Here is a 15594-nt window from a genome sequence, read left to right as displayed (position 1 = left end):
GTGTTCACCCCTTTTTACATCAATTATAGCATAAAAAAAGGGCTTGCCGCACGTGCGACAAGCCCTTTTTAGTGGTTCGTGGCTCGTATAATGGCTCCCCTTATAGGGGAGCTGTCAGCTACAGCTGACTGAGAGGTTAAACCTCTCCGGCCCTTCGGGCCACCTCTCCTAACAGGAGAGGCGGGCCGCCCTCTGGGACGGCCCCTACGAAGCCACGAACCACTAGCCACTAGCCACGAAACTACATCTTGCTGTGGTCCATCTGGCCGTTATTGTTATTCATCTGACCATTCATTTGACCGTTCATCTGGTCGTGATTCATCTGGCTATGGTCCATCTGACTGTGGTCCATAGGCATATTGCCGTTCATCTGCATCTGCATGTTCTGTTTCGGCGGGACGTAGCCTGCGAGCTGCGGGTCGGCCATGCCGAAGACCATGGCTAAATGGGTGAACAAGACGAAGAGAATCATGAGGACGATGTGTTTCTTGATTTTTGCCGTTGTATCGAGGCCCTTAAAGATGATGCCCAATTCCTGCAAGAGGATGAGGACGGCCGGGATGACGCCCAGGACATAGGCCCAGATAGAAATGTAATCAATCGGGCCGCGCCACTGGATAGTCGGCACGTAGGATGTGACGATGTATACTGTAGCTACGATGAAGAAGACACCCAGGATGAGGCCGCAGACGTGGCTCAGGCTGTCCCATTTTTCACTGCGGCTGTCCTTGTAGAGCAAGGAAAAAGCACCGGCAGCCAAAATCGTTTCGGCCAGTACCATCGGTACGAGCATGAAGAGAATCAAAAACCAAGGTTCATAGAGCGATAAGAGTTCCATGTAGTGAGTCATTACCATATTGTTTTCCCCCTTTGATTAGAACGGCTTACTGTTGAGCGCTATAGGCAGGGCAATCCTGACGGCCCTGACAACCGCGCTGGCCATCAGCCCGGCAGCCGCGGCGCGGTCCCTGGCAATAGCCATTTCCAGTATAGCAGTTATCCTGGTCATCATAGCAGGCACGCGGTCCCCGGCAATACCCGTTACCGTTGTCATAACACGTATAGCCCGGGCCGTAAGTCCCTGACGATGAACCATCTGAAGCAGCCGGTGTCGCTGCAAAGGCGGAAAAACCGGCAATCACTACGAGTGCAGCCAATCCGGCTAAGATTTTTTTCTTCATCACGAAAACCTCCTTTGTAGTACCCCTCTGTTTATGCTTCTACTATACCAGAGGGGTGCGAAAAAGATGTGGAGGAAATGTGAAGATAATGTGAAGATTTCCTTAGCCCAAGATGACGTTATCGATGAGACGCGTCTTGCCGATGCGGACGGCGATAGCCAACAGGCTTTCCTGGTCGACCGTCGCAATCGGTTTCAAGGCCGGGAAGGAGAAGAGATCGACGTAGTCGATAGAAGCCATCGGTTCCGACTGGATTTCCTTGGTCACGATGGATTTCAGTGTTTCTACATCCTTTTCGCCGCCTTCATAAGCGGCTTTGGCTTTGCGCAGGCTGCGGGACAGAACCAGGGCCGCCTGTTTTTCTTCCGGCGAAAGGTAAGCATTGCGCGAGCTCCGGGCCAGACCGCTTTCTTCGCGGACGATGGGGACCATATTGATGTGGACCGGGATATTGAGGTCGCTGACGAAACGGCGGACGACGACGACCTGCTGGGCGTCTTTCTGACCGAAGAAGGCTTCATCGGCGCGGGTAATGTTCATCAATTTCGTGACGACCGTAGCGACGCCGCGGAAATGGATAGGCCGCTGAGCCCCGCAGAGTTTATGCGTAATGTCGCCGTCGACATTGACATAGGTGCAGTAGCCTTCAGGATACATTTCCGACGGTTCCGGATGGAAAACGGCATCGACGCCGACGCTTTCCAATTTCTGGCAGTCTTCATCGAAGCGACGCGGATAAGCATCATAGTCTTCGTTCGGGCCGAACTGGGTCGGATTGACGAAGACCGAAGCGATGACGACGTCGCATTTGGCCTTGGCAGCCCGCATCAGGGTCAGATGACCTTCGTGGAGCGCACCCATAGTCGGGACCAGGCCGATAACCTTACCAGCCTTTTTCTGTTCACCAGCAAATGCCTGCATTTCTTTGACAGTACGGAAAATTTTCATGATTGTAAGACTCCTTTGAAATATGAATTAATGAGTAGGAACACTCGATTTATCGACAGACAGGGCACGAGCCTTTTCTTCGGCTTTTTCATCGCGGCGCGAGAAGAAATTGGCCACGATGGACCCGGAAATATTGTGCCATACGCTGAAAATAGCGCCGGGAATGGCCGCTGCCGGGTTGAAATATAAGACGGCCAAAGACGCAGCCATGCCGGAATTCTGCATGCCCACTTCGATGGCTACGGTCCGGGATTTACGCGAATCGAGGCGGAACAATTTGGCCATGCCATAGCCAAGGGCCAGGCCAAAGACATTGTGCAAGATGACGATAGCCGCCATGAGCAGGCCGACGTCAAAGAGACGCGATGCACTGAGGGATACAACGCAGCCGACGAGGATGACGATAGTCGCTACCGATACGACGGGCATGGCCGGCAGGACTTTTTCGACGCCGCGGGCGAAGAAATGATGAGCCGCCAAACCGAGCAGGACCGGTACCAGGACCATTTCCGCAATGGAAATCATCATGGATACGAAGGAAACATGGATCCAGGCGCCTGCCAGGAACCAGGTCAGGGCCGGCGTCACGATAGGCGCCAGGAGCGTCGTCGACATGGTCATCGAGACAGACAGGGCGACGTCGCCTTTGGCCAGATAAGAGATGACATTCGATGCCGTCCCGCCCGGGCAGGTCCCGACGAGGATGACGCCAATGGCCAGTTCCGGCGGCAGGGCAAAGAGGCGTACCAGGGCCCAGGCCACGAAGGGCATGATGAGGAACTGAGCGACGACGCCGATGAGGACTTCCCACGGCCGCTTGAAGACGGTCTTGAAATCCTGTACAGTCAGGGTCATGCCCATGCCGAACATGACAATCCCCAGCAGCCAGCCAACGTACGGGCCGACCCATTGCAAGGTCTGGGGCCATACGGCGCCGACAATACCGATGAGGACGACGAAAATGGCCATGTTGTTTACCAGAAAATCACAACACTTTTTCAATAAAAAAACCTCCCTATGAGAATCTGGGGCAAAAGAAACAAAAAAAAACACCTTCCGGCACAGACCGAAAGGTGTCTAAGCGACAAACGTCCATACTGGCAGGCGAAATTGTGAAAAATCCCACGTATTTCAGCACTACCAACAAATGATGAGCCATCCTTTCTGTCTCGGTCCAAAGCAGATCCAAGCAGATGAAAAAACCATCTTGAAAAATATCCGAAAAAAGTATAACTCACGATACGTGATGTTATCTTTTGCCTCGGCCGTATCATACCATATTTAGGAACGCGATGCAATGGCGTTTCTCAGTCACATTAATATGCCAGTAAATTGTATACGGAAGCATAATAGACCTCAAGCATTTTCCAGTTATACGGAATTCGGCAAAATAAAGTGACGTTTGGAGTCAAAACTTAAATTTCATAGGATAATTACAGAATAATAGCAATGTACTTGATATTGTATAAAAAAAATCAGGGCCTATTCCGTTTATGCCAAAAAAAGTACATTTCATGTCACGGAGGAATTTTTAAGCATCAACACGAGTTATAATACACTTGCAAAAGGATGATTGTTCCCTTACCGTGAACAGAAAGGAGGTACCTATGTTGAGAATTGCCCTCTGCGATGATTTACAAGACCAGTTGGAAATCATGAAAACAGCCGTACAGACTTATTACCAGAACAAAGCCTCGAATATCGAGATATACGCCTATAACAACGCCATGAACTTTGTAGACGCCGTGGAAGAAAGGAAAGATTTCGACATCATCTTGTTGGATATCTGCATGCCCGGCCTGCTGGGAACCGATATCGCCCGTGAAATGAGAAAACAGAAAAGTCAAGCCGAAATCATCTTCCTGTCGACAAGTGACGAATTCGCCGTCGAAGCCTTCGACGTCCGGGCCGCCCATTACCTGACCAAGCCGTTTACACAAAAACAATTCGACCAGGCCATGGACCGGGTCATGGACACGATACGCCAGCGGCACAGCAAAAAGGTCATCTTTCGCCTCGTCGGCGGCGGCATCCAGGTCGAAGAAGTCAACAACCTGCTCTTCATCGAAAGCAACGGCCATGTCCAGCAAGTCCACACCTATGACGGCTCCATGTTGGAAACGCGCCAATCCCTGTCAGCCCTGCTGCAGACCTTTGAATCCATCGTCCCCGGCCAGTTCGTCTCTCCCGGAAAAGGTTATATCGTCAACCAGTCTGCAATTCACATCATAAAGAGTGAGTACATCGAAGTGAAGGGGCACAAAATCCCCCTGGCCAAACGAAAATATCGCCCAGTTCCAGGAAGATTATTTCAAATTCATTTTCCAAAAAGACGCATAAAAATCCCAAAAATTTCAGCATTTCCGGTACCTTTTATTTTTGTACGCAAAATTAAGGTCCCTGTCAAATTTTTATACAGAAAGGGTGCGAAAATATGAATAAGATATTTAAAGTCATCTGGAGTAAATCAAGAAATTGCTACGTCGTAGCATCGGAATTAGCCAAAGGCCATACCAAGGCCTCCAGCACAGGCGATAAGACCAGACGCCCGGCCCTGGCCGCCATCACGGCCCTCATACTCCTCCCGGTCGGAGGGTTTAGCTATGCAGCGGATGCCACCATAATGGTGGAACCGGTTGGCACTGGTTCTACTACGGCAGTAGAAGTTTATACCAAAGAAGGGATAGATAAAGGGCAAGAAAGCCTGCAGAAAGATATTCAAAAATTTAGTAAGGAAGTTCAAAATGAACTCCTTTCGATAGGTGAAAATATTCAAGCGACGGATGGGGCATATGTTGATGCTTTTAAATCTGTGGGCGAGAACCTGAATGCGCTGGATACGCAGGTCAAAGCCAATGCTGATGCCATTAATGAAGAAGCACTGAAACGGAAATACTCTGTGACGAATCTGGAAAAGGCAGATGCCGCTGAAGCTGCTGCCCGGGAAGCTGCCGATACGGCTCTGGATACCCGGATCACCAATGTGAAGGAATATCTGGAAAAACAGACATCTGATAACTATGTGAGCAAGGACGATGCCGCCGTACAGGATGGGGCTATCGTGAGAGCCGCCAATACCATTGGCGAAAACGTGGCGCTGCTGGATAAAGGTCTGGCAGACGAAACGGCTGCTCGGCTGGGTGCAGATGCAGCCCAGGATAAGGTCATCCAGCAGGTCAACCAGAATATGGTGGATGGGTTCAACGCCCTGAGCCAGGCTGATGCCAATGAATTGGCAGGCCGTGTGGCAGCAGATACCAAGCTGGTGGAAGCCGTCAACAGCGGACTGAGCCTGAGCGATGACAATGTTCTGCAAAAGAACACCACTACCATTGATGCCCAAGGCAACGTGACCACCTCCAAGACCGATGCTCATGAAATGATTCTGAACAAGGGCAAGGACAACCAGATCACCCTGAACGAAAAGGGGATCAAGGTTGGCACCAACAGCACGGTCGTAGATAAAGACGGCGTCTACACCGGCGGCGATACCTACAGCGAAGCCAAGGCAGCGATGAGCGCAGACGGCAGCATCAAAGGGGCCAACGGGGCTTTCACCGTAGATGAAAACGGGAATGTCACTTCCAAGGCAACCATCACCGGCGAAACAGTAACCGACGGTAAGGGTGCTTCCATGAGCAACGGAACGGTAACGGGCAAGACCCTGACCGATGGGATTGCTACCATCGCCAATGGCAACATCAACACCAGCGGTTCCATTACCGGCGGCACCGTAACTTCTACGGGCAATATCTCCGCATTGGGTGACATCCACGCAGGCGGCGCCATTACGGGAGCCAGCGCTTCCATCCAGGGCGCTCTGACGGCAGGCAGCGCCACCATTACCGGTGACCTGACCGCCGGCGGCGCTATCCAGGGTAAGAGCATCTCCGATAGCACGGCAACCATGCAGAATGGCAACCTCACCGGTGTGAAGAACCTGAGCACTGAAACCATTACCACCAGCGGCGATGCCACTATCGGCGGCGACCTGACGGTCAACGGCAAGCTGAATGTGGATGAAATCGACCTGACCAAGAACGGCATTGTAGGCGATAACAACGTAACGGCCAGCACGAAAGTCGCAGCCGGTGAAATCACGTCCTATCAGAAAACCACCAGCACCAAAGATGGCAGCGAAAAAGAAAGTGCCATCGATTATGATGAAAATGGGACTTCCACCTGGGCGAAATCTACCGACGCAGATGGCAACTGGAAGAAGAGTACCCTGACTGTGGAAGGCAGTGATGTGACTTCCAAGGTTGTGGATTCTGACAAGAACAGCAATGAGTCCAAACAGACTTCCACAGAATCCAGCGACGTGGTGAAGGATGCCGATGGCAATACTTCCACCTTCAGCCAGAGAGTCAAAGACATCCTCCAAGAAATCAAAAACGCATCCGGCGATACGCTGACCAAGGTCGAACAGACGGATACGGCCATTACCAGCCAGATCGGTGACGGTTCTGCCGTAAAGAGCGAAATGACGGCGGACGGCATTACCAATACGGCTGTAGGCGGAACCATTACGAATTCTGCCAAAGATCTGGTGAACACAGCAACCGGCAATATGACCAACACCGTTGGTGGAGAATTGAAGACCACTGTCACCGGCAAGGTCACGGAAGACTACAAGTCCGACCTGGATACCAAGGTAGGCGGAAACCAGACCACGACCGTGACCGGCGACAGCAGCCTGACAGCAGAAAACATCACCAACGAAGCAAAGAACAAGATCACCAACAAGGCTATTGATGTAGAAACGGATGCTTCCAGCTCCATTGTCAGCAAGGTTTCCAACGAGTACGGCTCCAACACTTCCACCCAGTTGTCCTATCAGACTAAAGAAGAAATGAGCCAGGTCGATGGCAAGACCGCTTCCTATCTCCGGGGCGCAGCAGAAGAAAAATCCCAGCTCACCGATGGGGATAAGAAGACCACCATCGACACCATTGCCGGCCAGACCAACACCAACATTACGGATGGGACCAATACCTCCAACAGCCTGCAGAAGGCGGACCAGGTTGCCTTCTCCGTAACGGACGGCACCAACACCACCGTTGTGAACCAGGATGCCATGAGCCTGGCCTCCTCCATCACTGACGGGACCAAGGCCAACAACACCAACAGCACCGTGGACAAATCGGAACAGCTGATCAAAGCCAGCGATACCCAGTACAGCGCCACCACCAAGACGGCCACCAAGACGGAAGATGCCCTGGTCAACGGTTCCACCCTCATCGACATCGTAAAAGATTCGACAACAGGCATGGTCAGCAGTGCCGTAACGGATGGCAGCACCAGTACCGGTATCAGTCAGAGTGCCAAAGACATCAGCCTGAGTGCTGCTGGCGGAACCATTGCCAATGCTGCTCAGAACATTACCAACACGGCCAGCGAATCCATTACCAATACCGTAGGTAAAACGACGGTAACGACGACGGACAGTGGAACAACCTTTGAAAACACGGACCACAATACGGCCATTAAAGAAGGGACCGTCACAAAGACCACCATTTCTGGCAACACGATTGAAACGGGTCAGGCTACGATGGATTATGCTGATGTCATGAAGGACCTCGGTGTCCATGGCAATGCAACGGTTGATCAGAAACTGACTGTCAAAGGCGATTCGGACCTGCAGGGCAATGCAAACGTTAGCAAGAACCTGACAGTCAACGGTACGTCTGACCTGAAAGGCGACGTCACCATGGAATCTAACGCTACGGTTGAAAAAGACCTGACTGTAGAAGGTACGACAAAAACAGAAAAACTCGTCGTCAACAATGGTGCAACCGTTACTGGCGGCACGACGGCGGATACACTCCACGTCACCAGCACCTCTACCTTCGATGGCCAGGCAACCTTTAAGGATATTGTCACCATGGAAAAAGATCTCAGTGTCGGCGGCAACGCTACGGTTGCCGGTAGCATGACCGCTTCTTCCTATAAGGTCGGCGACAAGACCTACATCGATTCCAACGGCATCAACGCCAACGATCAGAAAGTGGTCAACGTCGCTCCGGGCCGGATTGCCGCTGACAGCACAGATGCCGTCAATGGCAGCCAGCTCTATCAGACCAATGAACGCGTCACCGGCGTTGAAAACAAGGTCAACAAGCTGGACAGCCGCGTCGACAAAGTCGGGGCTAACGCAGCGGCATTGGCCAACCTGCATCCCCTCGAATTCGATGCTGATTCCAAGTGGAACATTGCAGCTGCTGTCGGCGGTTACAAAGGCGAAACGGCTACGGCTATCGGCGCCTTCTACCGGCCGAATGAAAACGTCATGGTCAATGTTTCGTCGTCCTTCGGAACAGGCGAAAACATGTATGGCGGCGGCATTTCCCTCCGTATCGGCCAGGGTGGCAATAAGGCAAGACGCAATGCCACGAACGGCTTGACAGAACGGGAAAAAGCCCAGCAGAAACAGATTGATTATCTCACCAGCCGCCTCGATGCCCTCCTTTCGGTCATCAATCCGAATATGTCCAAAGACTTCCCGGATGTCCCGGAAAACCACTGGGCTTATGAAGCCGTCAGCAAACTCGCTGGCAACGGCATCATCCAGGGCTACGAAGACGGAAAATACCACGGCGAACGCACGATGACCCGTTACGAAATGGCGGAAATCATCTACAACGCCCTCTCCAAAGGTGCCAAAGCCGAAAAGAAACTGGTCGAAGAATTCAAACCAGAACTCCAGGCCATGGCCGCACAGAAAAAAGCATAGATTGAAAAAAAGGGCTTGTCGCACGGCGACAAGCCCTTTTTTCTCCTCCTTGTATTTTTCTTCGTTTTAGCCTATAATAACGTTAATTATTGGTATATTATGTTCCCATAGATGGAACTAAGGTTGCAAATTTTTAAATTTATAAGTCAAAGGAGGATGGAGAGAAAATGTCGATTCAATTGTGTATTGTCATCTTATACATCATTTTATTATTTGCCATTTCTTTCTATGTCAAACGCCGGGCCAGTCAGAACCCGACAGAGTATTTATTTGCAGGGCGCCAGTTTTCTACGGGCCTGGTCGCCGTCAGTATCACGGGTATGGCCGTCGGCGCGGCTTCGACCGTCGGCGTCGCTGAAAGCGCGACGAAAATCGGCCTGGCTGCCGGCTGGTACAATGCGGCCTGGGCTATCGGCGCCATCATCATGGGCTTTGTCGCTGCCGGTAAGTACCGTTCCCTGAACTGCACGACCATTCCGGAACTCTTTGAACGGAGTTACGATAAAAAAGCCCGCATCATCAGCGTCATCGGCCTGTCCCTGATCATGATCTGCATCACGTCCCTGCAGTACGTCGCCGGCGGTTCGATTTTACACGCCCTCATGCCGGATATCTTCTCCATGCACGCCGGCATGATCACCAGTGCCGTCGTCTTCGTCGGCATCACGGCCATCGGCGGCCTCTGGTCTTCCGGTTTATCGAATATCCTCAGCGTCACCGTCATTTACCTCGGCATCCTCTATTCCCTCGTCCGCATCCTTCTCCGCGACGGCGGCATCAGCGGCATCAATGCAGCCCTGCCGGCAGCGGATTTTAACTGGTTCTCGCCCATGGGCGGCCTGTCCTTTGCCGTACTCCTGGGCTGGATCATCGTCATGACGACCCAGGCCATCACGGCTCAGGGGCCGGTCCAGATTGCCTGCGGCGCCAAGAACGCCAAGGCAGCCCGCAGGGGCTTCATCCTCGGCGGCCTGCTCATCTTCCCGGTCGGCTTCTTGTCGGCTATCCTCGGCCTGGCTGCCAAAGCCCAGTTCCCGGGCATCAATCCGACCATGGCTCTGCCGCAGATCATCATGAGTCTCGACCCGTTCTCGTCAGGGATGACCCTGGCTGCCCTCTGGGCGGCCGATGTATCGACGGCCTGCACGATTCTCCTCGGTGCCGGTACCCTCATCTCTCAGGACATTTTTAAACGTTTTATCAAACCGGATATTTCCGAAGCAAGCTACGTCAAGTCCAACCGCCTAATCATCCTTATCATCGGCGCCGGTACGTTGTGGCTGGCCTTCAACGCCGTCGACATCGTCAAAGTCATGCTCATCGGTTTGAGCCTGACGACGGCCTTCACGCTGGTCTTCCTTTGCACCATGTTCTGCCCGTCCCTGTGCCGCAAGAACACGGCCTTCTGGACGACCCTGGTTGGCATCATCGGCCTCTTTGCCTGGCAGCTCTGCCCGCAGATCCGCGTCCTGCCCCACGTCATTTATTTTGAATGGATCATCTGCATCATCACTCTCCTCGTCGTCCGCCTCATCGATAAGACACCTATCAAGATGCCGGAGTTGAAGGAGTAGCAGTAAGCAGTCAGCTGCTTGCTGCTCGTAGGGGCCGTCCTTTCAAGGCGACCCGCTTCGGGATATGTCCGATTTCTCCAGCAGATTAGCCGTAGCCGGAAGATTCGTACATCCCCAGGAGCGGGCGCCCCACGTGGTCTCCCCTACGAATCACGAACAACGATAAAGGGCTTGTCGCTTGCGACAAGCCCTTTACTTTTTCCCACAAGATGGTATAATAATAAGCATAAATTTATTTTTATTCAATTTCTGGAGGGGATTGTATGGATACGAAAAAATTAGGTGCTGCTTTGCTTACAGGCGTATTAGCCGCTTCGATGCTGGCCGGCTGCGGCAGTGACAAGAAAGATGCTGCCAACGATACGAAGAAACCGCTTCGCGTCGCTACCAATGCGACGTTTGTTCCTTTTGAATTCAAGGATAACGACCAATCGACGGAATATAAGGGCTTTGAAATGGACTTGATCCGCGCCGTAGCCAAAGAAATGGGCCGTGATGTCGAATTCAACAACATCGCTTTTTCTGGTATCATCCCCATCATCCAGCAGGGTGACATGGATATCGCCGCTACGGGCATGACCGTCACCAAGGAACGGGCCCAGAAAGTCGCCTTTGCCGCTCCGTTCTACGAATCGAAACTGGTCATCTTGACACCGAAAAACAGCGGCGTCCATTCCGTAGCCGACCTGCAGGGCAAACAGATTGCCGTCCAGATCGGTACGACTGGCGCTAAATATGCCGAAGAACAGGGCTATACGATCAAACAGTTCGACAATAACTCCGAAGCCATCATGGAACTCCAGGTCGGCGGTTCGCCGGCAGCCATTCTCGACAAACCGGTTGCCGATTACTTTCTGACCCAGGACGGCAAAGATAAATTCGATGTCATCAATATCCCCGATACCAAACCGGAATACCTGGCCTTCGCCATCAACAAGGACAACAAGGAATTGTTGAAACAAGTCAACGACGCCATGGCCAAACTGAAAGAATCGGGCGAATTCCAGAAAATCTACAAAAAATGGTTCAACACCGATATGCCTAACCTCCCGACCAGCTCGGAAGAAGTGCTGAAGTAATGGTTATCAGGTCGTAGGGGCTCGCACGTGGCGACCCCTACAATGCCAAAAAGCTCCCCTTCACAGGGGAGGCAGGTGGCTAACGGCTAACAGCTAAAAAGGTCTGTCGCATCGCGACAAGACCTTTTTTATTACTTGCTCAAATCAAGAGAGCGTACTTTTTCACGGAGCGGCAGGACCGACGGTGGGCTGACGGAGAGTTCGTCTACGCCCATGCGCAGGAACGTTTCGGTCAGTGTCAGGTCTGCACCGAGTTCGCCGCAGATGCCGACCCAGATGCCGGCTTTGTGGCCATTTTCGATGGTCATCTGGATGAGTTTGAGGACAGCCGGATGATGGGGATCGAAGAAGGCATCGAGCTGGGTCTGCTGACGGTCGATGGCCAGGGTATACTGGGTCAAGTCGTTGGAACCGATGCTGAAGAAGTCGACTTCCTTAGCCAGTTCTTCACTCATGACGGCAGCAGCCGGTGTTTCGACCATGATGCCGATTTCCATATCTTTATCGTAGGCAATGCCTTTTTCATCCAATTCCTGACGGACTTCGTTAAAGATTTCTTTGCACCGCTGTACTTCCCAGACGGAAATGATCATCGGGAACATGATGGCGATCTTACCATAAGCCGAAGCGCGCAGGAGAGCGCGGAGCTGCGTCTTGAAGAGGTCGACGCGGGTCAGGCAGATGCGGATAGCACGCATGCCCATGGCCGGGTTTTCTTCCGGGTCGAGCTGGAAGTAGTCGACTTTCTTGTCGGCGCCGATATCCAGGGTACGGATGACGACGGTCTTGCCCTGCAGGGCTTCAGCCGCCTGTTTATAGGCTTCGAACTGCTGGTCTTCCGTCGGATAATCGCTGCTTTCGAGATACAGGAATTCGCTGCGGAAGAGGCCGATGCCTTCGGCATCGTTGGCCAGAACCTGCGGCAGATTGCCAGGGTTGCCGATATTGGCATAGAGGTTGATTTTCTTGCCATCTTTGGTACCCGTCGGGACGCCGCGTACCTGTTCCAGAGCGGCTACGCGAAGTTCTTCTTCCTTCTGTTTCTGCTTCATGGCCGCCATGGTTTCTTCATCCGGATTGATGTAGACCGTGCCCGTCGTGCCATCGATGATGGCCGTCATGTTGTCGACGTCGTTGTGGAGCTGTGTGCCCGTGCTGACGACGGCAGCGATGCCCAGTGTGCGGGCCAGGATGGCCGTATGCGAGTTCGTGCTGCCTGCTGACGTAACAAAGCCGAGAATCTTATCCGTATCGAGCTGTAACGTTTCGCTGGGAGCCAGGTCATCGGCTGCGATGATGACGTGGTCATAATTGCTGAAGTCGATTCCCGGGCCGCCGCAAAGCTGCTGTTCTACACGGCGGGAGATGTCGAGGACGTCGGCTGCGCGGGCCTGCATATAAGCATCTTCCATGGAACGGAACATTTCAGCAAATTTCTGAGCCGTCTGGTCGACAGCGGCTTCAGCATTCATTTTTTCATCGCAGATCTTGGTTTCAATACCTTCGATATAGTCATCGTCATCAAGCATCATCTGATGGACTTCAAAGACAGCGGCTTGTTCTTCACCGACTTTGTCTACAGCCTTGACATACAAGTCCTTGAGCTGGCCGATAGCTTCTTCGCGGGCTTTCTGGAAACGCGCGATTTCGGCATCGACGTCTTCGATTGGCCGTACGGCCGTAGAAATCGTATTACGATGGAACAGTGCCAGCGGTCCGATGCTGATACCGGAGAAGACACTTTTACCTTTTAACGTCAGCATGTACTTTCCCCCTCAAAGAAATTAGAAGTTTTCTTTCAAGAAGGCTTCTACAGTACTAGCTGCCTGTTCTTCGTCTGCGCCTTCTACTTGTACTTTAATCGTTTCGCCCTGTTTTACGCCGAGAGCCATGACGGTGAAGATTTTCTTCAAATTGCCTTTGCGGGCGCCTTTGAATACGCTGATATTGGATTCAAATTTCTTTGCTTCTTTGACCAAAAGGCCTGCCGGACGAGCGTGGATACCCTGGGGATCAGTGACAACAAATTCAAATTCTTTCATGACAAATTCCTCCTTTTAGGAAATATAGAAGATGAGATAAAGCTACATAATATAGTGTATACGATTTATAGCGATAACGCAATCAGTCTTGCGGACGTTTTTTGCGGAAAATACCGAGCAGGATAGCTGCGACGATGACACCGGCCACTAAGGCGACGATGTACATAGGCCAGTTGGTGATGACACCGAAGACGAAGATACCACCGTGAGGAGCCGGAAGGGCGCAGTTGAAGAGCATCGACAAGGCACCGGCGACAGCGGCGCCGATAGCGCAGGGCGGGATAACGTGGACCGGATCCGATGCGGCGAAAGGAATGGCCCCTTCGGTGATGAAGGACAGGCCCATGATGAAGTTGGTAATCGTCGACTGTCGTTCTTTCGGTGTGAATTTACCTTTAAAGATGAGCATAGCCAGGGCGATAGCCAGAGGCGGAACCATGCCGCCGACCATGACCGAAGCCATGATGCCCGAGCTGACAGCCTGACCGCTGGCACTCATGAGCGAGGCCGTACCGAAGACGTAAGCGGCTTTGTTGATCGGGCCGCCGAAGTCGATGGACATCATGCCGCCGAGGATGAAGCCGAGGACGATACGGCTCGATGTGGTCATGCTGTTGAGGACGTCGAAGAGCCACGTATTGAAAACAGACGTCGGCGGATTGATGATATAAGTCATGATGACGCCGATGAGGACCAGGCCGAGGACCGGATAGAAGAGGATGGACTTCGTGCCGTCCAGCGCTTCCGGCAGATGGGCCAGGGCTTTTTTCAGGAAAATGATGAGATAGCCTGCGATGAAGCCGGCAAAGAGGGCGCCGAAGAAACCAGAACCGCCTGTCGTTGCCAGGAAACCGCCGACGATACCGGGCATGAGAGCCGGCCTTTCACCGATACTCATGGCGATATAGCCTGCCAGGATAGGCATCATCATGCTGAAGGACAGGCCGCCGACATTTTTCAGGAAGGCAGCCAGCGGCGTGCCGCTGCCGAAGTTGGCCGTACCGGCGTTATCCATGTCGCAGAGGAAAGCCAGGGCGATGAGGATCCCACCGCCAATGACGAAGGGAAGCATATGGGATACGCCGTTCATCAAGTGCTTATAAATCTGATGGCCGACGCTTTCTTTTTCAGCGCTTTCGACATCGACGGCTTCCGACGACGATTCATTGCCCTGATAAATGGGTGCTTTGCCGTCGAGGACGGTCTGGATGAGTTCTTCCGGGATCTTGATGCCGTTGGCGACTTTCGTGAAGATGACCGGTTTGCCGGCAAAACGCTGGACCGGCACGTCTTTATCGCAGGCGACGATGACGCCGACAGCGCGGTCGATATCGGCCTGGGTCAGGTGGTTCTTGACACCGCCGGAACCATTCGTTTCGATTTTGATGTCGACGCCCATGGCAGCGGCTTTGTTTTCCAGGGCTTCTGCTGCCATGTAGGTGTGGGCAATGCCCGTCGGGCAGGCTGTGACGCCGATGACGTAGGGACGATCCGACGGAGCGGCTGTTTCCGTTTCAGCCGGTGCTTCTTCGGCAGCGGCTTCAGCGGCAGCTTCTGCTTCTTCAGCTGCGACCTGTTCGGCTTCGGCCTTGTCTATGATAGCCAGGTATTCTTCCGGCGTCTGGGCCTTCATCAGGTTGTCGCGGAAATCGTCGTCCATGAGCATACGGCTCAGACGGCTCAAGACTTCCAGATGGACGTTGGCACCGCCAGCCGGAGCGGCGATGAGGAAGAACAAGTGAGCCGGTTCGTCGTCGAGGCTTTCGTAGTCGACGCCGTCGCGGACAATCATCGAAGCCAGGCCCGGTTCGTTGACGGCTTCCGTCTTGGCATGGGGAATGGCGATGCCTTCGCCGATACCCGTACTGCCTTCTTGTTCACGGGCGAGGACGCGCTGCTTGTACAGCTCTTTGTCGTTCAGGTTGCCGCCGGCGGCCATGAGGTCGACCAGGTGGTCGATGGCAGCGGCCTTGTCGGCTACAGACGCATTGAGGTCGATGCTCTGTTTCTTGAGTAAATCTACAATACGCATTATTT

Annotated in this window: 11 protein-coding genes; 4 read left to right on the top strand and 7 right to left on the bottom strand. The window is 52.9% G+C overall.

Annotation, left to right across the window (positions count from 1 at the left end):
• Positions 1–241: 241 nt before the first annotated feature.
• The 4 genes from NM10_RS03830 to NM10_RS03815 all read right to left on the bottom strand — a co-directional run bounded on the left by NM10_RS03830 (position 242) and on the right by NM10_RS03815 (position 3131).
• Positions 242–856, bottom strand: a complete 615-nt coding sequence (locus NM10_RS03830; protein WP_020310290.1) for a DUF6803 family protein — start codon at positions 854–856, stop codon at positions 242–244.
• Between the two features lie 28 nt (positions 857–884).
• Positions 885–1181, bottom strand: coding sequence for a hypothetical protein (locus NM10_RS03825; protein WP_020310289.1), 297 nt, complete (start codon positions 1179–1181; stop codon positions 885–887).
• Positions 1182–1283: 102 nt separating this feature from the next.
• Positions 1284–2129 carry a pantoate--beta-alanine ligase gene (panC, locus tag NM10_RS03820; protein ID WP_020310288.1) on the bottom strand — a complete coding sequence of 282 codons (846 nt, stop codon included), beginning with the start codon at positions 2127–2129 and terminating at the stop codon, positions 1284–1286.
• 27 nt (positions 2130–2156) lie between these two features.
• Positions 2157–3131 carry a bile acid:sodium symporter family protein gene (locus tag NM10_RS03815; protein WP_020310287.1) on the bottom strand — a complete coding sequence of 325 codons (975 nt, stop codon included), beginning with the start codon at positions 3129–3131 and terminating at the stop codon, positions 2157–2159.
• A gap of 605 nt (positions 3132–3736) precedes the next feature.
• Between NM10_RS03815 and NM10_RS03810 the strand changes: the two genes are divergently transcribed.
• The 4 genes from NM10_RS03810 to NM10_RS03795 all read left to right on the top strand — a co-directional run bounded on the left by NM10_RS03810 (position 3737) and on the right by NM10_RS03795 (position 11515).
• Positions 3737–4567, top strand: coding sequence for a LytR/AlgR family response regulator transcription factor (locus tag NM10_RS03810; RefSeq protein WP_020723856.1), 831 nt, complete (start codon positions 3737–3739; stop codon positions 4565–4567).
• Positions 4564–8862, top strand: a complete 4299-nt coding sequence (locus NM10_RS03805) for an ESPR-type extended signal peptide-containing protein (protein ID WP_020310285.1) — start codon at positions 4564–4566, stop codon at positions 8860–8862. Before NM10_RS03810 ends, NM10_RS03805 begins: the two co-directional genes overlap by 4 nt.
• Before the next feature lie 167 nt (positions 8863–9029).
• Positions 9030–10436, top strand: a complete 1407-nt coding sequence (locus NM10_RS03800; protein ID WP_020310284.1) for a sodium:solute symporter family protein — start codon at positions 9030–9032, stop codon at positions 10434–10436.
• A 263-nt stretch (positions 10437–10699) separates the two neighbouring features.
• On the top strand, positions 10700–11515 hold the full coding sequence (locus NM10_RS03795) for a basic amino acid ABC transporter substrate-binding protein (protein ID WP_020310283.1): 816 nt from the start codon (positions 10700–10702) through the stop codon (positions 11513–11515).
• A 131-nt stretch (positions 11516–11646) separates the two neighbouring features.
• On the opposite strand, the gene ptsP is transcribed toward NM10_RS03795, so the two are convergent.
• From ptsP to NM10_RS03780, 3 genes are all read right to left on the bottom strand, one after another.
• Complete coding sequence (ptsP, locus tag NM10_RS03790; RefSeq protein ID WP_020310282.1) at positions 11647–13278, bottom strand: phosphoenolpyruvate--protein phosphotransferase; 1632 nt, start codon at positions 13276–13278, stop codon at positions 11647–11649.
• Between the two features lie 21 nt (positions 13279–13299).
• Positions 13300–13557, bottom strand: a complete 258-nt coding sequence (locus tag NM10_RS03785) for an HPr family phosphocarrier protein (protein ID WP_020310281.1) — start codon at positions 13555–13557, stop codon at positions 13300–13302.
• A gap of 82 nt (positions 13558–13639) precedes the next feature.
• Positions 13640–15589: a PTS fructose transporter subunit IIABC gene (locus tag NM10_RS03780; protein WP_020310280.1), complete on the bottom strand. Its 1950-nt coding sequence runs from the start codon at positions 15587–15589 to the stop codon at positions 13640–13642.
• Between the last annotated feature and the right edge of the window lie 5 nt (positions 15590–15594).

The sequence above is a fragment of the Megasphaera sp. NM10 genome (assembly GCF_000417505.1).
In the GTDB taxonomy this organism is placed as follows: Bacteria; Bacillota; Negativicutes; order Veillonellales; family Megasphaeraceae; genus Megasphaera; species Megasphaera intestinihominis.
The sequence above is the reverse complement of the archived record's forward strand: the minus strand, read 5'-3'. Positions and strand labels throughout refer to the sequence as shown.

Excerpts from the sequence above, each read along its gene's own strand:
- NM10_RS03830 (WP_020310290.1), bottom strand. The coding sequence starts at position 856 with ATGGTAATGACTCACTACATGGAACTCTTATCGCTCTATGAACCTTGG.
- NM10_RS03825 (WP_020310289.1), bottom strand. The coding sequence starts at position 1,181 with ATGAAGAAAAAAATCTTAGCCGGATTGGCTGCACTCGTAGTGATTGCC.
- panC (WP_020310288.1), bottom strand. The coding sequence starts at position 2,129 with ATGAAAATTTTCCGTACTGTCAAAGAAATGCAGGCATTTGCTGGTGAA.
- NM10_RS03810 (WP_020723856.1), top strand. The coding sequence starts at position 3,737 with ATGTTGAGAATTGCCCTCTGCGATGATTTACAAGACCAGTTGGAAATC.
- NM10_RS03805 (WP_020310285.1), top strand. The coding sequence starts at position 4,564 with ATGAATAAGATATTTAAAGTCATCTGGAGTAAATCAAGAAATTGCTAC.
- NM10_RS03800 (WP_020310284.1), top strand. The coding sequence starts at position 9,030 with ATGTCGATTCAATTGTGTATTGTCATCTTATACATCATTTTATTATTT.
- NM10_RS03795 (WP_020310283.1), top strand. The coding sequence starts at position 10,700 with ATGGATACGAAAAAATTAGGTGCTGCTTTGCTTACAGGCGTATTAGCC.
- ptsP (WP_020310282.1), bottom strand. The coding sequence starts at position 13,278 with ATGCTGACGTTAAAAGGTAAAAGTGTCTTCTCCGGTATCAGCATCGGA.
- NM10_RS03785 (WP_020310281.1), bottom strand. The coding sequence starts at position 13,557 with ATGAAAGAATTTGAATTTGTTGTCACTGATCCCCAGGGTATCCACGCT.
- NM10_RS03780 (WP_020310280.1), bottom strand. The coding sequence starts at position 15,589 with ATGCGTATTGTAGATTTACTCAAGAAACAGAGCATCGACCTCAATGCG.